Source organism: Mycobacterium sp. E2462, from assembly GCF_001672685.1.
Classification (GTDB): Bacteria; Actinomycetota; Actinomycetes; order Mycobacteriales; family Mycobacteriaceae; genus Mycobacterium.
On the sequence record NZ_LZKC01000284.1, the window covers coordinates 1 to 15,778 of the forward strand.

The 15,778-nt window shown below is 72.1% G+C and carries 18 protein-coding genes; 2 read left to right on the plus strand and 16 right to left on the minus strand.

Translation table 11 applies throughout. The features are described 5' to 3' along the window. From A5714_RS14155 to A5714_RS14165, 3 genes are all read right to left on the minus strand, one after another. The coding region (locus tag A5714_RS14155) for a deoxyribodipyrimidine photo-lyase (protein WP_068286013.1) at nt 1–1,101 on the minus strand (1,101 nt) is incomplete at its 3' end. A gap of 14 nt (nt 1,102–1,115) precedes the next feature. After that, nucleotides 1,116–1,595, minus strand: coding sequence for a TspO/MBR family protein (locus A5714_RS14160; protein WP_068286015.1), 480 nt, complete (start codon nt 1,593–1,595; stop codon nt 1,116–1,118). Further along, nucleotides 1,592–3,670, minus strand: coding sequence for an MMPL family transporter (locus A5714_RS14165; protein ID WP_068286016.1), 2,079 nt, complete (start codon nt 3,668–3,670; stop codon nt 1,592–1,594). Before A5714_RS14165 ends, A5714_RS14160 begins: the two co-directional genes overlap by 4 nt. Before the next feature lie 176 nt (nt 3,671–3,846). Here A5714_RS14165 and fni point away from each other — a divergent pair, with 176 nt between their 5' ends. Both fni and A5714_RS14175 read left to right on the plus strand, forming a co-directional pair. Next, entirely contained in the window at nt 3,847–4,872 is a 1,026-nt protein-coding gene (gene fni, locus A5714_RS14170) for a type 2 isopentenyl-diphosphate Delta-isomerase (RefSeq protein ID WP_156747325.1), read from the plus strand. Nucleotides 4,873–4,878: 6 nt separating this feature from the next. Continuing rightward, complete coding sequence (locus A5714_RS14175) at nt 4,879–6,120, plus strand: glycosyltransferase (RefSeq protein ID WP_068286018.1); 1,242 nt, start codon at nt 4,879–4,881, stop codon at nt 6,118–6,120. 11 nt (nt 6,121–6,131) lie between these two features. Here A5714_RS14175 and A5714_RS14180 read toward each other — a convergent pair whose 3' ends face one another. From A5714_RS14180 to crtI, 13 genes are all read right to left on the minus strand, one after another. Further along, nucleotides 6,132–6,740, minus strand: a complete 609-nt coding sequence (locus A5714_RS14180) for a MarR family winged helix-turn-helix transcriptional regulator (RefSeq protein WP_068069451.1) — start codon at nt 6,738–6,740, stop codon at nt 6,132–6,134. A gap of 144 nt (nt 6,741–6,884) precedes the next feature. Further along, complete coding sequence (locus A5714_RS14185; protein ID WP_068286019.1) at nt 6,885–7,217, minus strand: DUF3140 domain-containing protein; 333 nt, start codon at nt 7,215–7,217, stop codon at nt 6,885–6,887. A 15-nt stretch (nt 7,218–7,232) separates the two neighbouring features. After that, entirely contained in the window at nt 7,233–7,448 is a 216-nt protein-coding gene (locus A5714_RS14190; protein ID WP_068069454.1) for a DUF2945 domain-containing protein, read from the minus strand. A gap of 32 nt (nt 7,449–7,480) precedes the next feature. Further along, a complete protein-coding gene (locus tag A5714_RS14195; RefSeq protein WP_068286020.1) occupies nt 7,481–8,953 on the minus strand; it encodes a DUF2867 domain-containing protein in 1,473 nt (490 codons plus the stop codon). Between the two features lie 130 nt (nt 8,954–9,083). Beyond that, nucleotides 9,084–9,374, minus strand: a complete 291-nt coding sequence (locus A5714_RS14200) for a lipopolysaccharide assembly LapA domain-containing protein (RefSeq protein ID WP_068069457.1) — start codon at nt 9,372–9,374, stop codon at nt 9,084–9,086. A gap of 253 nt (nt 9,375–9,627) precedes the next feature. Beyond that, entirely contained in the window at nt 9,628–10,023 is a 396-nt protein-coding gene (locus A5714_RS14205; protein WP_068069459.1) for a DUF2784 domain-containing protein, read from the minus strand. Between the two features lie 84 nt (nt 10,024–10,107). Further along, the gene (locus A5714_RS14210; RefSeq protein WP_068286021.1) at nt 10,108–11,118 is read right to left on the minus strand and encodes a DUF5914 domain-containing protein; all 1,011 of its coding nucleotides are present in this window, start codon (nt 11,116–11,118) and stop codon (nt 10,108–10,110) included. After that, nucleotides 11,115–12,647 (minus strand): FAD-dependent oxidoreductase, encoded by a 1,533-nt coding sequence (locus A5714_RS14215; protein ID WP_068286023.1) that lies wholly within the window; start codon nt 12,645–12,647, stop codon nt 11,115–11,117. The genes A5714_RS14210 and A5714_RS14215 overlap by 4 nt, the downstream gene beginning before the upstream one ends. After that, nucleotides 12,644–13,351, minus strand: a complete 708-nt coding sequence (locus A5714_RS14220) for a class I SAM-dependent methyltransferase (protein ID WP_068284495.1) — start codon at nt 13,349–13,351, stop codon at nt 12,644–12,646. Before A5714_RS14220 ends, A5714_RS14215 begins: the two co-directional genes overlap by 4 nt. After that, nucleotides 13,338–13,649 carry a lycopene cyclase domain-containing protein gene (locus tag A5714_RS14225; protein WP_068069464.1) on the minus strand — a complete coding sequence of 104 codons (312 nt, stop codon included), beginning with the start codon at nt 13,647–13,649 and terminating at the stop codon, nt 13,338–13,340. Before A5714_RS14225 ends, A5714_RS14220 begins: the two co-directional genes overlap by 14 nt. Next, on the minus strand, nt 13,646–13,969 hold the full coding sequence (locus tag A5714_RS14230; RefSeq protein ID WP_068286024.1) for a lycopene cyclase domain-containing protein: 324 nt from the start codon (nt 13,967–13,969) through the stop codon (nt 13,646–13,648). Before A5714_RS14230 ends, A5714_RS14225 begins: the two co-directional genes overlap by 4 nt. Next, entirely contained in the window at nt 13,966–14,925 is a 960-nt protein-coding gene (locus A5714_RS14235; protein WP_068286025.1) for a phytoene/squalene synthase family protein, read from the minus strand. Before A5714_RS14235 ends, A5714_RS14230 begins: the two co-directional genes overlap by 4 nt. Next, nucleotides 14,922–15,778 (minus strand): phytoene desaturase family protein (gene crtI, locus A5714_RS14240; protein WP_156747324.1); only part of this gene is annotated, 857 nt, incomplete at its 5' end. The genes A5714_RS14235 and crtI, both read right to left, overlap by 4 nt.

The window sequence follows — 15,778 nt, forward strand, 5'->3', positions numbered from 1 at the left end:
CCACTGCCACCCGTGCTGGTTGTTGGCCATGTCGCCGTCCACCAGCTGAGCGAGAAACCACTCCGCGCCCCACTGCCACGGCAGGTGCAGGTCCTTGACGAGGAAGGACGCGACGATCATCCGCACCCGGTTGTGCATGAACCCCGAGTCGCGGAGCTGGCGCATCCCGGCGTCGACGAAGGGAAACCCGGTCTCGCCGGCCTTCCACGCCTCGAAGCGGCGGGTGGCGTCCGCGCCGCTGTCGGTCTGGATGCCGTCGAACTGGCTGTTCCAGTTGTTCCAGACGCTGGCGGGCCAATGGTGCAGCACGTCGGCGTAGAAGTCGCGAAAAGCCAACTCCCGCAAATACGCCTGCGCGCCGGCGCCCCGCAGGTTGAGGTCGGCCACCAGGGTGCGGGGGTGGACGGAGCCGAATTTCAGGTGCGCCGACATCCGGCTGGTGCCGTGCAGGTCGGGGCGGTTGCGCTCCTCGGCGTAGTTCTTCAATCCGTTGTCCACGAACGACTTCCACGCTCGGTGCGCGGCCGTCTCGCCCACCGCGATGTCGAGGTCGGCGCCGGGGTCCGGAATGTCGCAGCGGCTGACGCTGGACTGCGCGGGGTCCAGCCAGCGCGCCGACTTCGGTCCCGACTTTGCCGGTTTCGGCCAGCCGATCTCGCGCCACTGCCGCAGGAACGGCGTGAACACCTGATACGGCGTGCCGTCCTTCTTCGTGACGCGGCCGGGGCAGACCAGGTACGGCGACCCCGTCGCGACCAGCGGCACCGAGCCGAGTGCCGCGCGGACCCGTTGGTCGCGGCGCATCCCGTACGGCGCAAAGTCCTCGGTGACGTGTACCGACGCCGCGCCGACGTCCTCGGCGAGGGCGGGGATCAGCTTCTCGGGCCGGCCCCGCGCCACCAGCAGCCGCCCGTCGAGGTCGTCGCGCAGCTGCCGCAGCGCGTTGCCCAGGTACTGCAACCGGCGCGGACCCGACGACGCCTCCAGCCGCGGGTCCAGCACGAAGCAGGCCAACACGTCGCCGTCCGCCTCGGCGGCGGCGATCAGGGCCGGATGGTCGCGCAGCCGCAGATCGCGGCGAAACCACAACAGCGTCGGCATCTTTGGGTCCCCCTTCAGCGGTTGAGCCACCAGATGTGGGTCGACAGGACGGTCGCGAAGGCGCACCACAGGGGGTACGGCGCCAGCGCGGCGGCTGCGGCCTCGTCGGCCTGCGCGGCTCGTCGGGTGAGGTCGGCGCTGCTCGCGGTCAGTACCACGGCGCCCAGGGCCGCGGCGCCGAGTTTGTGATAGCGGAAGAACACCCAGGTCCACCCGGCGTTGAGGGCCAGGTTGACGCCGAGGGCCGCGGCGTAGCGGTTGGCCTGATCGTGCTGTCCCGCCGCGCGCAACCGGTCGAGAGCCACCGCGGAGGTGGCCGCGATGTCGGTGTACAGCGCGGTCCAGACGACGGGAAAGGCTGCCCCGGGGGGCTGATAGGGCGGCTTGCGCAGCCGCGCATACCAGCCGGTCATGCCCTTGGCGCTGGCGACGCTGCCGATGCCCGCGGCGGCGGCCACCGCCGCACCGGTCGCCGCCACTGTTGACACCTTCACGATGCGCTCCAATCTGTCTGCCCTGCAGTGGTTTTGGCTTTGGTTGGGCGGGCGGGCCACCAGATCCGGTCACCGATGAGCGCGAACAGCGCGGGGATCACCAGGGTGCGCACCACGAACGTGTCGAGCAGGATGCCGAGGCCCACGATGATGCCCAGCTGGGTCATCACGATCAGCGGCAGCACGCCGAGCACACAGAACACGGCGGCCAACACGATGCCCGCGCTGGTGATCACGCCGCCGGTGGCCGACACGGCCTGCACCATGGGTTCGTTCGATCCGAGGGCGGCTTCCTCGCGCGCCCGGGTCACCAGGAAGATCGTGTAGTCCACGCCGAGGGCGGCCAGGAACAGGAACGCGAACAGCGGGGTGCTGTCGTCCAGCGCGGGAAACCCGAAGACGTGCAGGCTGGTCCAGCCGCCCACCCCTAGCGCGGCCAGCGCGCCGAGGATGGTGGCGGCCAGCAGAGTGGGCGGCGCCGCCACCGAGCGCAGCAGCGCGAAGAGGACCACCAGGATCACCGCCAGGATCGCCGGGATCAGCAGCCGCCGGTCCCGCGCGGCGGCATCGCGGATGTCCAGTGCGCGGGCGTCGGCACCACCGACCAAGGCATCGGGCCCGGCCGAATGACGAAGCGCCGCAACGGTAGTGAACGCCGCCGCCGATGCCGGCGGCGCATCGGTCACCACCGACCACTTCGTCAGCCCGGACGGCGAATCCGCCGCAGCGCTCACCGACACCACCCCGGGGGTGGCGCCGATGGCTTGGCGCACCCGCGCGGCCCGATCGGTGGGCCCGACGACGAGCGTGGGGTTGGTCAAGCCCGGCGGGAAGTGGGCGGCCACGACCTGATAGCCGGCCACCGAATCCGCCCGGACCCGGAACTGCTCGGTCTGTGATAAGCCGATCCGGGTGCCCCACAGCCCACCGGCGAGGGCGGCCAGGGTCGCGATGGACGCCGCGGCCACCAGGCCCGGACGGCGCGCCACCCCGTGCCCGACGCGGTGCCAGCCGCCACCGACGCCCGCGTCGGCGCCGCAGTGCGGGATGAAGGGCCAGAACAGTCGGCGCCCGCATACGGCCAGCAGCGGCGGCAACACCACCAGCACGGCCACCGCGGCGATCACCAGCCCGCAGGCGCCCGCCGCACCCAGGCTGCGCGTGCTGGGCGTGTCCGCGCAGAGCAGCGTGAGCAGGGCCAGCACGACGGTGGCGTTGCTGGCAACGATTGCCGGCCCGGCCCGGCGCACGGCGCGGCGCAGGGCGACGCGATGCTCGGGCTGGGCGCGCAGTTCCTGGCGGTAGCGGGAGATCAGCAGCAGCGCATAGTTGGTCCCCGCGCCGAACACCAGGACGCTGGTGATGCCCGACGTCGCCCCGTCGAAGGCGAGGCCGGTCACCGACGCTAGGCCGGTGCCCACCGCGGCGGCGACCCGATCGGCGAAGCCGATCACCAGCAACGGCGCCAGCCACAGCACCGGCGAGCGGTAGGTCGCGACCAGCAGCAACGCCACCACGGACGCCGTCACCACCAGCAGGGTGACATTGGCGCCGGCGAAGGCATTGGCGATGTCGGCGCCGAACGCGGGGCCGCCGGTGACGTGCACGCGCAGTTCGGGGGGCGCCCCCGCGGTCGCGGCGGCACGCACCGCGATTACGGCGTCGGACAGCGCCAACCCCGACAGATCGCCCCCCAGCGGCACTACGCCGAGGGCCGCGGTGCCGTCACCGGACACCACCGGCGGGGCGGCACCCGACTCGGCGTGACCCGCCGCGGCGGCACTCGCTCGGTCGGACGCGGCCCGCGCGGCGGCGACGTCGGACGGCGTGAGCGCGGCGCCGTCGGCCCGGCTGATTACCACGATCAACGGCACGCGGTAGGCGCCGGGAAACCGGGCCGCTAGCGCATCCGCCCGCGCCGACTGCGACGCGGGGGGCAGGGGCATCGGCGCCTGCCCGGCCGCCGGATTTGCACCGATGAGCACCATGACGGCGATACCCACCGCGACGGTCGCCAACCCGAGAACCACCCCTTGCCGGCGCGTCACCGCGGCGGCCACGCGTTCCCAGACCACCCATCGAGCATTTCAGTTTGTTAATCATTAATCAACTGAAATGATGGTGAGGAACGATCCGGTCGGCGCGCGCATGCGTGGAGGGGCGCGGAAGGGGGCACTATGGTCAGTATGCAAGCGAGGCGGCGGGGGTTCGCCGGCCCGGGAGGTGCGCTGTGACGGCCGACCGGGGCACGATGACGACCCGTAAGCGGCGGCACATCGACGTGTGCCTGACCGAGCGGGTCGAATACGACGGCGTCAGCACCGGGTTGGACGCCTACGCCCTGCCGTACAACGCCCTGACGCAGACCTGCCTGGGCGATATCGACTTGTCCGCCAAATTCTTCGGGGCCAACCTGCGGGCACCGGTGTTGATCGGGGCGATGACCGGCGGCGCGGAGTTGTCCGCGACGATCAACCGCAATCTGGCCGCGGCGGCACAGGAATTGGGCGTCGGCATGATGCTGGGCTCCCAGCGCATCATGCTCGACAGCGCGCTGGGCGAGCGGGCCGCGGACAGCTTCACCGTGCGGGACGTGGCCCCGGATGTCCTGCTGTTCGGCAACATCGGCCTGGCGCAGTTGCGCCAGGGCGCGGTGCCGGATCTGGAGAAGGCTCTCGACCGGGTGGGCGCCGACGCGCTTGCGGTGCACACCAATCCGTTGCAGGAAGCCATCCAGCACAACGGTGACACCGACTTCTCCGGATCGCTGGGCAGGCTGCGGGAGGTGGCCGGCGCACTGAACTATCCGGTGTTGCTCAAGGAGGTCGGCCACGGCATCGGCGGCGCCGCCGCCGCGGAACTCGTTGCGGTGCAAGGGGACTTGCCGGTGGCCGGCATCGACGTCGCCGGGGCCGGTGGCACCTCGTGGTCGCGGGTGGAGCAGTTCGTGCGCTACGGGGAACTGCGGCACCCGCACCTGGCCGACTGGGGCGTGCCGACCGCGCGCGCCATCGTGGAGGTGCGCGAGGTACTGCCCGACGTGCCGCTGGTGGCCTCGGGCGGCATCCGTACCGGCATGGACGCGGCCAAGGCGATCGCGCTGGGCGCCGACGTCGTCGCGGTGGCCCGCCCGCTGCTGCCCGCCGCCATCGAATCCGCTGCGGCAGTTGTGGATTGGCTTCAACCGTTCATCGACGAGCTGCGCGTCTGCCTGCACGGCTGCGGGGCCGCCACGCTCGCCGAACTGCGCGACGTCCGCGTCCGCCCCACCGCTTAACCTCTCGTGGCTGCCATCTTGGCGTACGGCTCGCCGGCCCTCGGGCACCTGCTGCCGGTCGGGGCGCTGCTGCAAGAGCTGGTGCGCCGCGGCCACGAGGTGCACGCGCGCACCATGGCGGACGGCGTCGCGACGATGCGGGCCGCCGGTGTGCACGCCGAACCCGTCGACCCCGCCATCGAGGCGATCACCGGGCGCGACTGGCAGGCGCGAAACGCGTTGGGCGTGTTGAAGTCAACGATCGACGTGCTGTGCGCGCGGGCGGCGCTGGAGGTGGCCGACCTGAGGCGGGCGGTGGAGGCGGTGCGGCCCGACGCGGTCATCGTGGACGCGAACTGCTGGGGGGCGCTGTCGGCGGCCGAGGCCGGTGACACGCCGTGGCTGCTCTTCTCGCCGTTCACGCCCTACCTGCGCTCGCGCGGGGTGCCGCCGTTCGGTCCGGGGTTCCGACCCCTGCGGGGCCTCGTGGGCGCGTTCCGCGACGCCTCGGTGCGCCCGATTGTCCGGCACCTGTTCGACCGGCCGGTGTTGCCGCCGATCAACGAGATTCGCGCCGGCCTGGGGGTGGCGCCGGTCGCGTCGGTGGACGCCCTGATGCGCCGGGCGCCGCTGGTGTTGGCCGTCGGCGGTGAGCCCTTCGAATACTCGCATCCGGGATGGGGAAACCTGGTGCAGCACATCGGCGCCTGCGCGTTCGAGCCCCGCCCGGCGCCGACGCCGGACTGGCTGGCCGCGATCGACCGCCCGGTGGTGCTGGTCAACACCTCGTCGCTACGGCAGTGCGACGAGGCGTTGGGCCGGGTCGCGTTGCAGGCCCTGGCCGACGAGGACGTGCACGTCGTGGCCACGTTTCCGGCGGGCGTGCCCGCGGGGCTGCCCCGACCCGCGAACGCCACCGTGCGCCGCTTCGTGCCGCACGGCGCCGTGCTGGACCGGGCGTGTTGCGCCGTCACGCACGGCGGCATGGGGACGACGGTGAAAGCCCTCGACCGCGGTGTGCCGGTCTGCGTGGTGCCCTTCGCCCGGGACCAGGCCGAGGTGGCCCGCCGGGTCGAGATTGCCGGGTGCGGAACCCGGCTACCGGCCAAAAAGCTGACGCCCGAGCGACTACGGACCAGCGTGCGCGCGGCGATGACGATGGGCGATGGCGCACGCCGGGTCGCCGCCGGCTTCGCCGCCACCGGCGGCGTGGCGCGCGGGGCCGACCTCGTCGAACGAATGGCGCTGGCGGGCCGGCCCGTTCGTTAGCGTGACGGGCGTCACCGAGCCGCGCGGCGCCGCCCTTTCGCCGCGGGACCGGTCGCGGCGGCGGCCTTCGTGTCGGCCCGGGGTTCAGCCTTGGTGTCGACGCCCTTGTCCGGCGCCTCGGGTGCCGGCGCGGCGAGTTCGGCCTCGAACGTCGCCATGGCCGCCATCATCGCGGTGAAAACACGGTGCGCCGCAGCAAGATCCCGGTCCGGCAGATCCGCGAGGGCGGCGTGCAGATGCGCGCCGAGCGGAGCAAAGAAGCTGCGAGCCAGGGTCATCCCCGGGTGCTCGTAGCGCAGCAGCGTCTTTCGCCTGTCCTCGGGATCGGGTTCGCGACGAATGTGGCCGGCCTCCATCATGCGGTCCACCAGGTAGGTGATGGCGGCGGGCGAGACGTCCATGCGGCGACGCAGCTGGGCGGCCGTCAGGGGCGTGCCGGCGGTCTCGGCGACCATGATGTGCAGCAGGGCGTGGAAGTCGGTGCCGCCGACATTGTTCTGCCGGGCGAAGTGTCGGCCGATGTGGTCGGACTGGGCCGTCATCATCCGCAAATCGGCCGACATCAATTTCTCGAGTTCGGCTCGATCCAGTCGCTGGTTGACAGCGCCGCGCTTGGTCACTTACCCGCATCCTTCGTGGCAGAGACGCCGGTCAGGGTTGTCGGCGACGCTGGTCCCGGCGGTTTCTTCCGGTCGGTGGCCCCTCAGCCTACGGCAACCGCGGCGAATGCTCGCGAAGGCGGCGCGGGCGGCCCCCGTCGCGGGTCAGGATTTGGACGGGTCGTGGCCCCAATTCATCAGCGAATAGCGCCACGGGCTCTCGTCGATGTCGCCGTGCGGCCGCTGTGCCAGGTGCCGTTTGGCGTACCCGACCACCTTGCGCATGTGCGCGTAGTCGTCGTCGGTGAGATCGGCGCGCTTGGCCTGCAGGATGTCGACGATGCGGCGGCCGCTGGCGTGTCCCGTCGACTCGTCGCCGCCCTTCTTCTGTCCCACGCTGCGGGACTCGTCGCTCGACAACCACTTCTGCAGCTCGCGCGCGGTCATGTTGACGGTGTCGTGGAACTCGCGCCAAGTGGTGTCGTCGTCGGCGGCCATCGCTGATCTGCGCGATCAGTCGGCGGGGCGCAGCGCGCTCGGCTTGTGTACGGCGTCCGCGCCCGTCTTATCGCTGACGACACGGTACTGCGGCTCGTCCTTCGACGCGCGCACCGTGCGGCCGGCGGCCTCGGTGTCCGAGGTGATCTTCTCCTCGACCTTGCCTTCCACGGTGTTGCCGTGGCTCTTCCACTCGACTTTGTCGCCCTTGCGAAACGTCTTGTCACTCATGCCAACCTCTTCGTGTTGTGTCACCGCCGCGGTCAGGCCGCGGTCTCGGCAACCCGGGCGGTGGCGGTCACGTCGCGCGCGATCCCACCGAATACCGCGTCGCGATACGGCGCCGACGCGGCCCAGAACAGTTGCCCGGCAAGCCCGTAGGGTTGGAAGAACGCCCGCTGCCGGTACAGCGAGCCGCCGTTCTCGTCGGGGGTGGCGGACAGCTCGAGCCACAGGCGCCCCGGCAGCGGGATGTCGGCCCGCAGCCGCAGCAGGCGCGGTGCGTCGATGTGTTCCACCCGCCACCAGTCGAGCGCCTCGCCCTCGTGCAGGGCCTTCCCGTCGAGCGTGCGCCGCCGCGGCCGGATGCCGGCGAGGACGCTGTTGATCCAGCCCCGCACCGGCCATTCCCATGGCAATGCGGACCAATTCCGTTCCGCCGCGGCGGTTTCGATGGCGCGCCACAGCGTGGCGGGCTCGGCGCGGCTGTGACGTTGCCGGGTGTCCTCGTAGAGGGATCCGCCCGCCCACTCCGGGTCGGTCGGCAGCGGCTGGGAGGGGGCGCCGTTGGTGTCGGCGCTCGACCATCGCGTCTGCAGGTCCTTTTCGCGCACGTGCGCCAGGGCCAGTTCGACGGCCTCCTCGTAGTGGGTCAACCCGCCCTCGGGGTCCGGGATGTGGCGGGCGATGTCGTGGTCGGCGCACACCACGTCGTTTTCCAACGACTCCATCAGCGACACGGCCAGTTGCCTCGGAATCGGGGTGATCAGGTCGACGGCCGGCGCGGAGAGCTGGGGACTCAGCAGCGGTACCGGCAGGGTGGGCCGGCGCGGCAGGCCCGCGACCGCGGCGTACTTCCGGATCATCTCGCTGTAGGTGAAGCGGTCGGGCCCGCCGATATCGAAGGGGCGGTTGACTTCGGTCGGTAAGTCCGCCGAATGCTCCAGGTAGTAGAGGACGTCGCGCACCGCGATGGGCTGTACGCGGGTGCGCAGCCACCGCGGCGTGACGATCAGCGGCAGTCGCTCGGTGAGATAGCGCAACATCTCAAAGCTCGCCGAACCCGCGCCGATGATCGCGGCCGCGCGCAGTTCGACGGTCGGCACGCCGGAGTCGAGCAGCACCTGGCCGACCTGCTGGCGGGAGGCGAGGTGATCAGATAATTCCTGCCCTTCGGGGATGATGCCGCCGACGTAGACGATGCGGGACAGCCCGGCCCGGGCGGCGGCCTCGGCCACGGTGTGCGCCGCGCGGTCGTCGAACTCCACGAAGTCGGGCCGCATCAGCGAGTGCACCAGGTAGTAGAGGACGTCCTGGCCGTCGAGGGCCCGTGCCACGCTGGCCCGGTCGCTGACGTCGCCCTGCACGATCTCCGCCTCGTCGTGCCAGGCGACGCCGTCGAGCTTCTCCGGGGTGCGCGCCAGCACGCGCACGCTGTGCCCGGCCGCCAACAGCTGCGGAACCAGCCGGGTGCCCAGGTAGCCGGTGGCACCGAACACGACGCAGCGTTTACTCATTGCATTCCTCCCGCATGTCGTGTCGAGCATTCCCGCTGCGGCGCGCACCGAACCGTGACGGCCCCGACAAAGTGATTAAGAAAATGAACTATTGGCGCGCCGGCTAGGGCGCGCTCGGGACCCGGCCCGCTCAGCGGGCAGCGGTGCGGCGGGAGGCGCGGCGCAGCTGGATCATCCGGGCTGCGCCGACCAGCACGGTGGTGGTCGCGCCGGCGACCGCGGCCAGCAGATACCCGACGCCGACCGGCAGGCTCCAGTCGAAGCCGAGGAAGTGCACGGCGACGGACTCGGTGTTCTGGGCGACGAAGACGAGCAGGGCGATGAGGATGACCAGGCCGACGACGAGCGCCCACCACGCGGCCGCCAGCCGCGTGAAGGGGTGATCCGCGGCCCGGGAGGAAGCGGGCGATTTGGTGTTCATGATGCTGACTAGCCGCCAATCGGGCCGGTCAAACCCCTTCGCGGCCCGGCGCCTGGGCGCCGTTTGAACAAGGCCAACGCGGGTACTTAGATGAGCGATGAATCTCGTGGAGACGTCCCGGCGCGTGCGCCGTGGCGAACGACGGCTGATGAAGTGGCAGCGGCGGCTCTGGTTGGCGGAGCTGGCCCTGTGGCCGACGGTGCTGCTGTTGGCGGTCCTGCTGGCCGCGGCGGGCTGGCTGCTGTGGCGGCGCTCAGCCGGCCAGGCGCCGGCCACGACCGACCTCGCTGTCGCCGCCCCGCCCGCGGCCCCCGTCGCGTCGACGCCGGGCGGCGAGCACGCCCCATGAGGCGGCGGCCGCGGCGAACGCCGCGGCCTGCGCCACGCCGACGCGGCCCGTCGGCAGCCACCGGCCCTCGACGTAGCGGTCGATGAACCCCGCGGGCGGCAGTGGCTCGAGCCCCGCTCGGCGGCGCGCCCAATCCTCCAGCGTGGTCAGCGGGCAACGCAGCGGCAGCGTGACGACGGCGACGCCCCAGGCGACGGCGGCGACGTGGGCGATCAGCGTGCGCGGCCAGCGCAGCGCGAGCAGGCCCCCGGCCGGGATGTAGAGCAGGTAGGCGAAATGCGCGCCGGCGGTCGCTAGCACGGCGGCGGTGTAGCGCTGGGGTGCGGCGGAGTCGGTGCGGGCGGTGATGTCTCGAGTGTCCCACGCCCGCGCGGGGTCGCCGCGCTAGGCGAGGCCGGCGCGGACCTGGTATCGGCGTTCGGCGTAGGTGAGGTCGTCGCGCCACAGCCGGGCGGCCGCGTAGCGCATGAACGGCGCGATCAGCGGCGCCATCCGCGTTGCCCGCGCGAAACCCGGTCGCTCCGAATGCGCGATGGTGGCCTCGAGCACCGCGGTCCGCGGACGTCCGTCCGTGCCCGCTCCCAGCGGCATGGCGTGGGTTTCGACGGTGCTGCCGACCCCTTCCCCGTCGACGATGCGCATCACGATGGTGCGCGCCTCGGGGCAGGTGAACTCGGCGATCACCGGCACGCCGAGGCGCCCCATCTTGAAGGTCACCGCCACCAAGAAGTGATCGGCGTCCTCGGTGGGCGTGCTCAGCACGTCGAGGCGGGTGAACGAGTAGGGGTGAAACCACGCGCCGTGCCAGGGGTCGAGCCGGTTGGCGATGATGTCGACCGGCTCGCAGACTCCGTCCACCCGCGCCACCGCGGCCAGGGTCGCGCCGGCCGGCCGGTCGGGGATCACCGGCTGCGGCAGCGGATCCTCGCCGCCGATCATGTCCAGCCGCACCCAGGCCAGGGCGCCGTCATCGTGGCTGGGCAGCGGGGTCCAGCCGAATTCGCGGTCGTGCCCGTCGAGGGCCAAGCCGTGCCACCGGCAGATCAGGGTGCCGCGGTGCACGATCCCGGTCGCGAGGTCTGCGCCCATATGGGGGCAGCTGCGCGGCCCGACGCACAGCCGCCGCTGATCGTCGCGCCAGGCCACCAGCTCGACGCCCGCCACGCGGGCGCCGAACGGTCGCCCGGGCCGCACGTCGCGGCTCGCCGCGAAGGCATACCAGTTGCCGGTGGGCCGGTGCTGTGAGCGTCGCAGCGCGGCCTCGATGAGGCCGGGTCGCGCGTCGCGGTAGGTGGGGCGTTGCTCGGCCCAGGGCTGGCGCGGGATCACCTGCAGCGGCCAATCTTTGGGCCGTGCCGGGGGCCGCGGCAGGCGCAGCCGATCGCGGATGGTCATCGATGCCGGGCTCTTTCGCGGGTGGCGAGCCGGCGCAGCAACGGCGACCGGCCATGGGTGGGGACGGTGGCCAACGGATGCCCGGCCACGCCCCAGCGGGCCAGCAACTGGTTGGCGGCGCACCAGCCGGTGGTCGCGGCGCGTTCCATGAGCGCGACCGGCAGGTCGATCCGGATCGCGTCACCGGCCAGCAGCAGACCGGGCTGCGGGGTGCTGATGGTGGGCCGCAGCTCGTAGGAGCCGGGGGAGAACAGCGGGCAGTCGCTGCGATGCAACAGGCGCTCGGAGACGATCTGCGCCGCAGCGGTTTCCGGGTAGATGCGGTGCAGCTCGCGCAGCGCCGCCGCGCGCGACGGCGCGGAGTCCAAGGCGTACGCGTGCAATTCGACCACCGAGCCTCGGTGGGCGCGGGCCCAGTCGCGGGCCTGCCGCTCGTAGCGTTCCAACACGCTGATGTTGTCCAGCGGCTTGTGCCCCGCGGTGCCCAGAAACGCCGGCCGGTGATCCGCCACGGGACGGTCGAGCCACAGTCGGTGCACCGCGAACGGCGGCGCGGTGCGCAACCGGGCGATCTGCTCGCGCCAGCCGTCGGTGCCCAGCCCGGCCGATGCCGCCACGATGCGTTGCAGGCCGGCGATGTCGGTGGCCAGCACCACCGCGTCGACGTCGAGTTCGTCACCGGAATCTAGTTGCACCGCATACGGTTTGGGCCCGTCGGTGGCGATGCCGGTGACGCCGGTGCCCAGCCGGAACTGCACACCGTGGCCCTCGAGGTGGCGCCGCAGCGGCTCCCACAGGGCGGTGTCGTAGTTCGCGTCCGGCACGTCGAAGATCAGGCCCTCCGACGAACCCAGGAAGTAGATGTGGAACATGGTGGCCAACTCGGCCGCCGACAGCTTGGACGGGTCGGCGAAGAAGCTGCGGGAGAACACCTCGAACGCGAGATGCCTTGCAGGCGCCGGAAACCGGATGCGTTCGAGGAACTCCGCGGCGTCGACCCCGTCGAGCTGCTCGTAGATGCCGGGCACCGACACGGCGGCCAGCGGCGCGGCGGCGCGGGCGTCGATGTGGGCGAAGTCGCGCACCCGGAAGGTGGGGCTGCGCACGGCGAACGCCATCGCGTTCCACGGCGGGGTGCGCGGCAGCCCGCGGAAGCTGTCGCGCCGGCCCATCTCGTCGATGAGGGGATAGTCGTCGACGGGCACCAGCATGCGCAGCGCCGGGTCGACGCGCCGCAGCAGGGCGCGCAGGTTGTAGTACTGGCGGAAGAACGCGTGGAAACCGCGGTTCATCGCGAGGTCGGCCCCGGCGTCGGACTCGGTCCAGCCACCGACCCGCCCGCCGAGGTAGTCCTGACGCTCGACGACGTCGACGGCGACGCCGCGTTCGGCCAGCCCGGTGGCGGCGGCCAGCCCGGCGATGCCGCCGCCGACGACGGCCACGCGCGGCCGCTCGGGGAGCGCGCCCACGTCCGGCCGACCCAGCGGCGCGGGCAGGGTGCGGCGGCGACGGTCCACGGGGTCGGTCATCGCGGCGCGTCCGCCAGGAAGGTGTGCACGATGTTGGCCTCCCAGCCGGGCATCGTGTCGCTGTGCACCGCGGTGAACCCGGCCTCGCGCAGGCGGGCGCGGAACCGGGTGACGCCGTCGAAGCCGAGCACGCTGCGCCACAGGTAGCGGTACAGCCCGGCGTCGCGCGTGCGCCACCACCCGGACGGGATGATGACGCCCCAGCACACGGCGTGCCAGATCGCGGTGGCCGCGGGGGAGTCGCGGACCGAGTATTCGTGCACGGCCAGCGTGCCGCCGGGCCGCAGCAGCGTCCGGAACGCGCGCAGTTGCTGATCGGGGTCGGCGAGGTTGCGGATCAGGTAGGCGGCCAGGATGCCGTCGAACGGCCCGGAGATGCCGTGCTCGGCGAGCCGCTCGATGGGCGTGTGCACGAAGCGCACCGAGTCCGGCCACGGCTTCGCGCGCGCCACGTCGAGCATGCCGCGCGACGCGTCCACCGCGATGATGTCGGCCTCCGGGGCGACCGCGAGCAGCGCGGCCGTCGACGCGCCGGTTCCGCAGCCCGCGTCAAGCAGCCGTACGCCCCTGCCGCGGTTCGGAAGTCGCATCCGGCTGGCCGAGAGCAGCAGCTGGTCGTGGTAGCCGGGGCTGCGGCCCACCAGGCGGTCGTAGGCGTCGGCGCCCGCGTCGAACGCCGCCGCCAGCTGGTTACCGGCGCGCACGTTGCCGCTCCCACAACAGCAGCACCGCGGTCGCCAGGGCGAAGCCGAACAGGAAGTCCTCCACCGGGATGTCGAAGGGGAAGCGCCAGCCGCTGATCTGCCGTTCGTCGTACCGCACGATCGGCGAGCTCAGCTTGGTCAGCCAGCCGTCGACCGGAATCTGGAATCCGAGCACGATCACCATCGACAGCCAGTAGGCCAGGCGCCGGAACAGCCCGGTCCGCAACACCACCACTTCGGCGGCGCAGACGGCCACGACCGCCGCCACCGCCGGCACCGTGTAACCCAGACCGGTCATCGCCGCCGCACCCGGGCCAGGATGGTGCTCACCGCGTTGTAGGTCAGCAGGGCGCACACGGGAATGACGACGAAGAACAACACTTCCTCGATCGGGACGTGGAAGGGAACGTCGAGCCCGACGAGGTAGCGCTCGTTGTAGTTCCACACCCGCGCGGCCACCGCGATCTCGTCCCACAGCAAGAAGATCGCCGCGACGGGCACGACGGCGACGACGAGCCGGCGCAGCTGCCGGTACACGCCCGGCCCGAAGGCCTCCAACGGCGCGGTGACGGCCAGGCATGCGGCCAGGACCGCCAGGTACTGCCACCGATCCGTCATGCGGCCCCCGAGGTGAAACCCGACACGCTCGGCGCGGCGTTACGCGCCCGCCACGACCGTAACAGGCCCAGGCCGCCGACCTGCAGGCGTCGCATCGTGCCGACGGTGGCGCGCTGCGAGAACACCGCGAACTCGCTGGCCTCGATGCGGTCGAGGATCTCCGAGTACAGCGTCGCCGCGGCCGCCACGCACGGGCGTGACCGGGGGGCCAGCATGTCGATCCCCTGCGCGGCGAATCGGTAGGTCCGCCTGGTGATTTCGTGCTGAGCGGCCAGGGCGTCACGCACCCGCGGGTCGGTGCGGCGGTGCGTGTGGCACCACATCAGCAGGTCGCGGTCGACCCCGCCGGCGGCGAGCTCGTCGGCCGGCAGGTAGACCCGGCCACGCAGCAGGTCCTCGTCGACGTCGCGCAGGAAGTTGGTGAGCTGGAACGCCCGGCCCAACGCGGCGGCGTAGGGGGCGGTCTCCTCGACCGGCGCCACCGTCCCTAGCACCGGAAGCACTTGCAGGCCAATGACTTCGGCGGAGCCGCGCATGTACTGGTTGAGGGCCTCGCGATGGGGATAGTCGGTGATCGTGAGGTCCATGCGCATGGATGCCAGGAAGTCGTCGAAGAGTTCGGTCGCGATTCCGTAGCGGCGCGCGGTGTGGGTGACCGCGGCCAGCACCGGGTCCTCGAGGTGGTCACCGCCGGCGAAGAACTGCTCGGAGAGCTCCTGCAGGCGCCTGCCCCGGCTTTCGACGCCTTCCTGGGAGTCGAGGTCGTCGAGGATGTCGTCGGCGTAGCGGGCGAAGCCGTACAACGCGTGCACCGCCGGCCGCTGGTCGGGGGCGAGCAGCCGGGTCGCGAGGAAGAACGTGCGGCCGTGCGCGGCGTTGAGTTCGCGGCAGCGGCGATACCCGTCGCGCAGCCGCGGATCGTCGATGCCCGCCGCGTCCAGCTCGCCGCGGATCATGGCAGCGCCGCTTTCAGGTCGACGTGCGTGGCCGGGCGCTTGGCCACCCCGGTGACGCGGTCCGCGGCCAGCCGCCCGGAGATCAGCGTGGTGGGAACGCCCACTCCCGGCACGGTGGAAGACCCTGCGAGGACGGCATTTTCGATGCCTCGCACCATGTTGGCCGGGCGGAACGGGCCGGTCTGGCCGAAGGTGTGCGACACCGCGAACGGGCTGCCGGCCGCCATGCCCTGCCGGGCCCAGTCCACGGGCGTGACCACGTCGAGCACCTGTGCCTCCTCGGCCAAACCGGGCAGCAGCCGGTCGGCGACCGTGGCGATCATGGTCTCGACGTAGCCGTCAGCCGTGCTCGCCCAGTCGACGGTGCCGCGGTCCAGGTTCGGCGCGGGGGCCAGCACGTAGAGCAGGTCACGCCCCTGAGGCGCCAGGCTCGGGTCGCCCGCGGTGGGCCGCGTCACCAACAACGACGGATCGGTCATCACCCGCCCGTCGCGGATGATGTCGGTGAAGGTGCGGTCCCAGGCGTCACCGAAAAGGATGGTGTGGTGCGCGGTTTCGGGGGCCAGGGCCGGGCACCCGAGGTGGGCCACCACCGCCGACGGCGAGGCGCGCAGCGGTACCGCGCGGCGCGGCGTGCGGCCCAGCAACGCGTAGGTTTGCGGCAGCTCGGTGGTCAGAATGACCGCGTCACAGGCGATGCGCTCGGCATCGGTGCGCACGGCGACGACCCGATCCCCGGAACGCTCGAGCGCGGTGACGGGCGCGCCGTAGCAGAACCGCACGCCCGCGTCGGCGGCGGCCGCCGCCAGCGCATCCGGCAGCGCGCGCACGCCGCCGCGCGGAAACACCACGC

What these genes read in the sequence shown, in the direction of transcription:
- fni (WP_156747325.1), top strand. Translation starts at nt 3,847, where the DNA reads ATGACGACCCGTAAGCGGCGGCACATCGACGTGTGCCTGACCGAGCGG.
- A5714_RS14185 (WP_068286019.1), bottom strand. Translation starts at nt 7,217, where the DNA reads ATGGCCGCCGACGACGACACCACTTGGCGCGAGTTCCACGACACCGTC.
- A5714_RS14210 (WP_068286021.1), bottom strand. Translation starts at nt 11,118, where the DNA reads ATGACCATCCGCGATCGGCTGCGCCTGCCGCGGCCCCCGGCACGGCCC.
- A5714_RS14200 (WP_068069457.1), bottom strand. Translation starts at nt 9,374, where the DNA reads ATGAACACCAAATCGCCCGCTTCCTCCCGGGCCGCGGATCACCCCTTC.
- A5714_RS14235 (WP_068286025.1), bottom strand. Translation starts at nt 14,925, where the DNA reads ATGATCCGCGGCGAGCTGGACGCGGCGGGCATCGACGATCCGCGGCTG.
- A5714_RS14230 (WP_068286024.1), bottom strand. Translation starts at nt 13,969, where the DNA reads ATGACGGATCGGTGGCAGTACCTGGCGGTCCTGGCCGCATGCCTGGCC.
- A5714_RS14225 (WP_068069464.1), bottom strand. Translation starts at nt 13,649, where the DNA reads ATGACCGGTCTGGGTTACACGGTGCCGGCGGTGGCGGCGGTCGTGGCC.
- A5714_RS14215 (WP_068286023.1), bottom strand. Translation starts at nt 12,647, where the DNA reads ATGACCGACCCCGTGGACCGTCGCCGCCGCACCCTGCCCGCGCCGCTG.
- A5714_RS14195 (WP_068286020.1), bottom strand. Translation starts at nt 8,953, where the DNA reads ATGAGTAAACGCTGCGTCGTGTTCGGTGCCACCGGCTACCTGGGCACC.
- A5714_RS14190 (WP_068069454.1), bottom strand. Translation starts at nt 7,448, where the DNA reads ATGAGTGACAAGACGTTTCGCAAGGGCGACAAAGTCGAGTGGAAGAGC.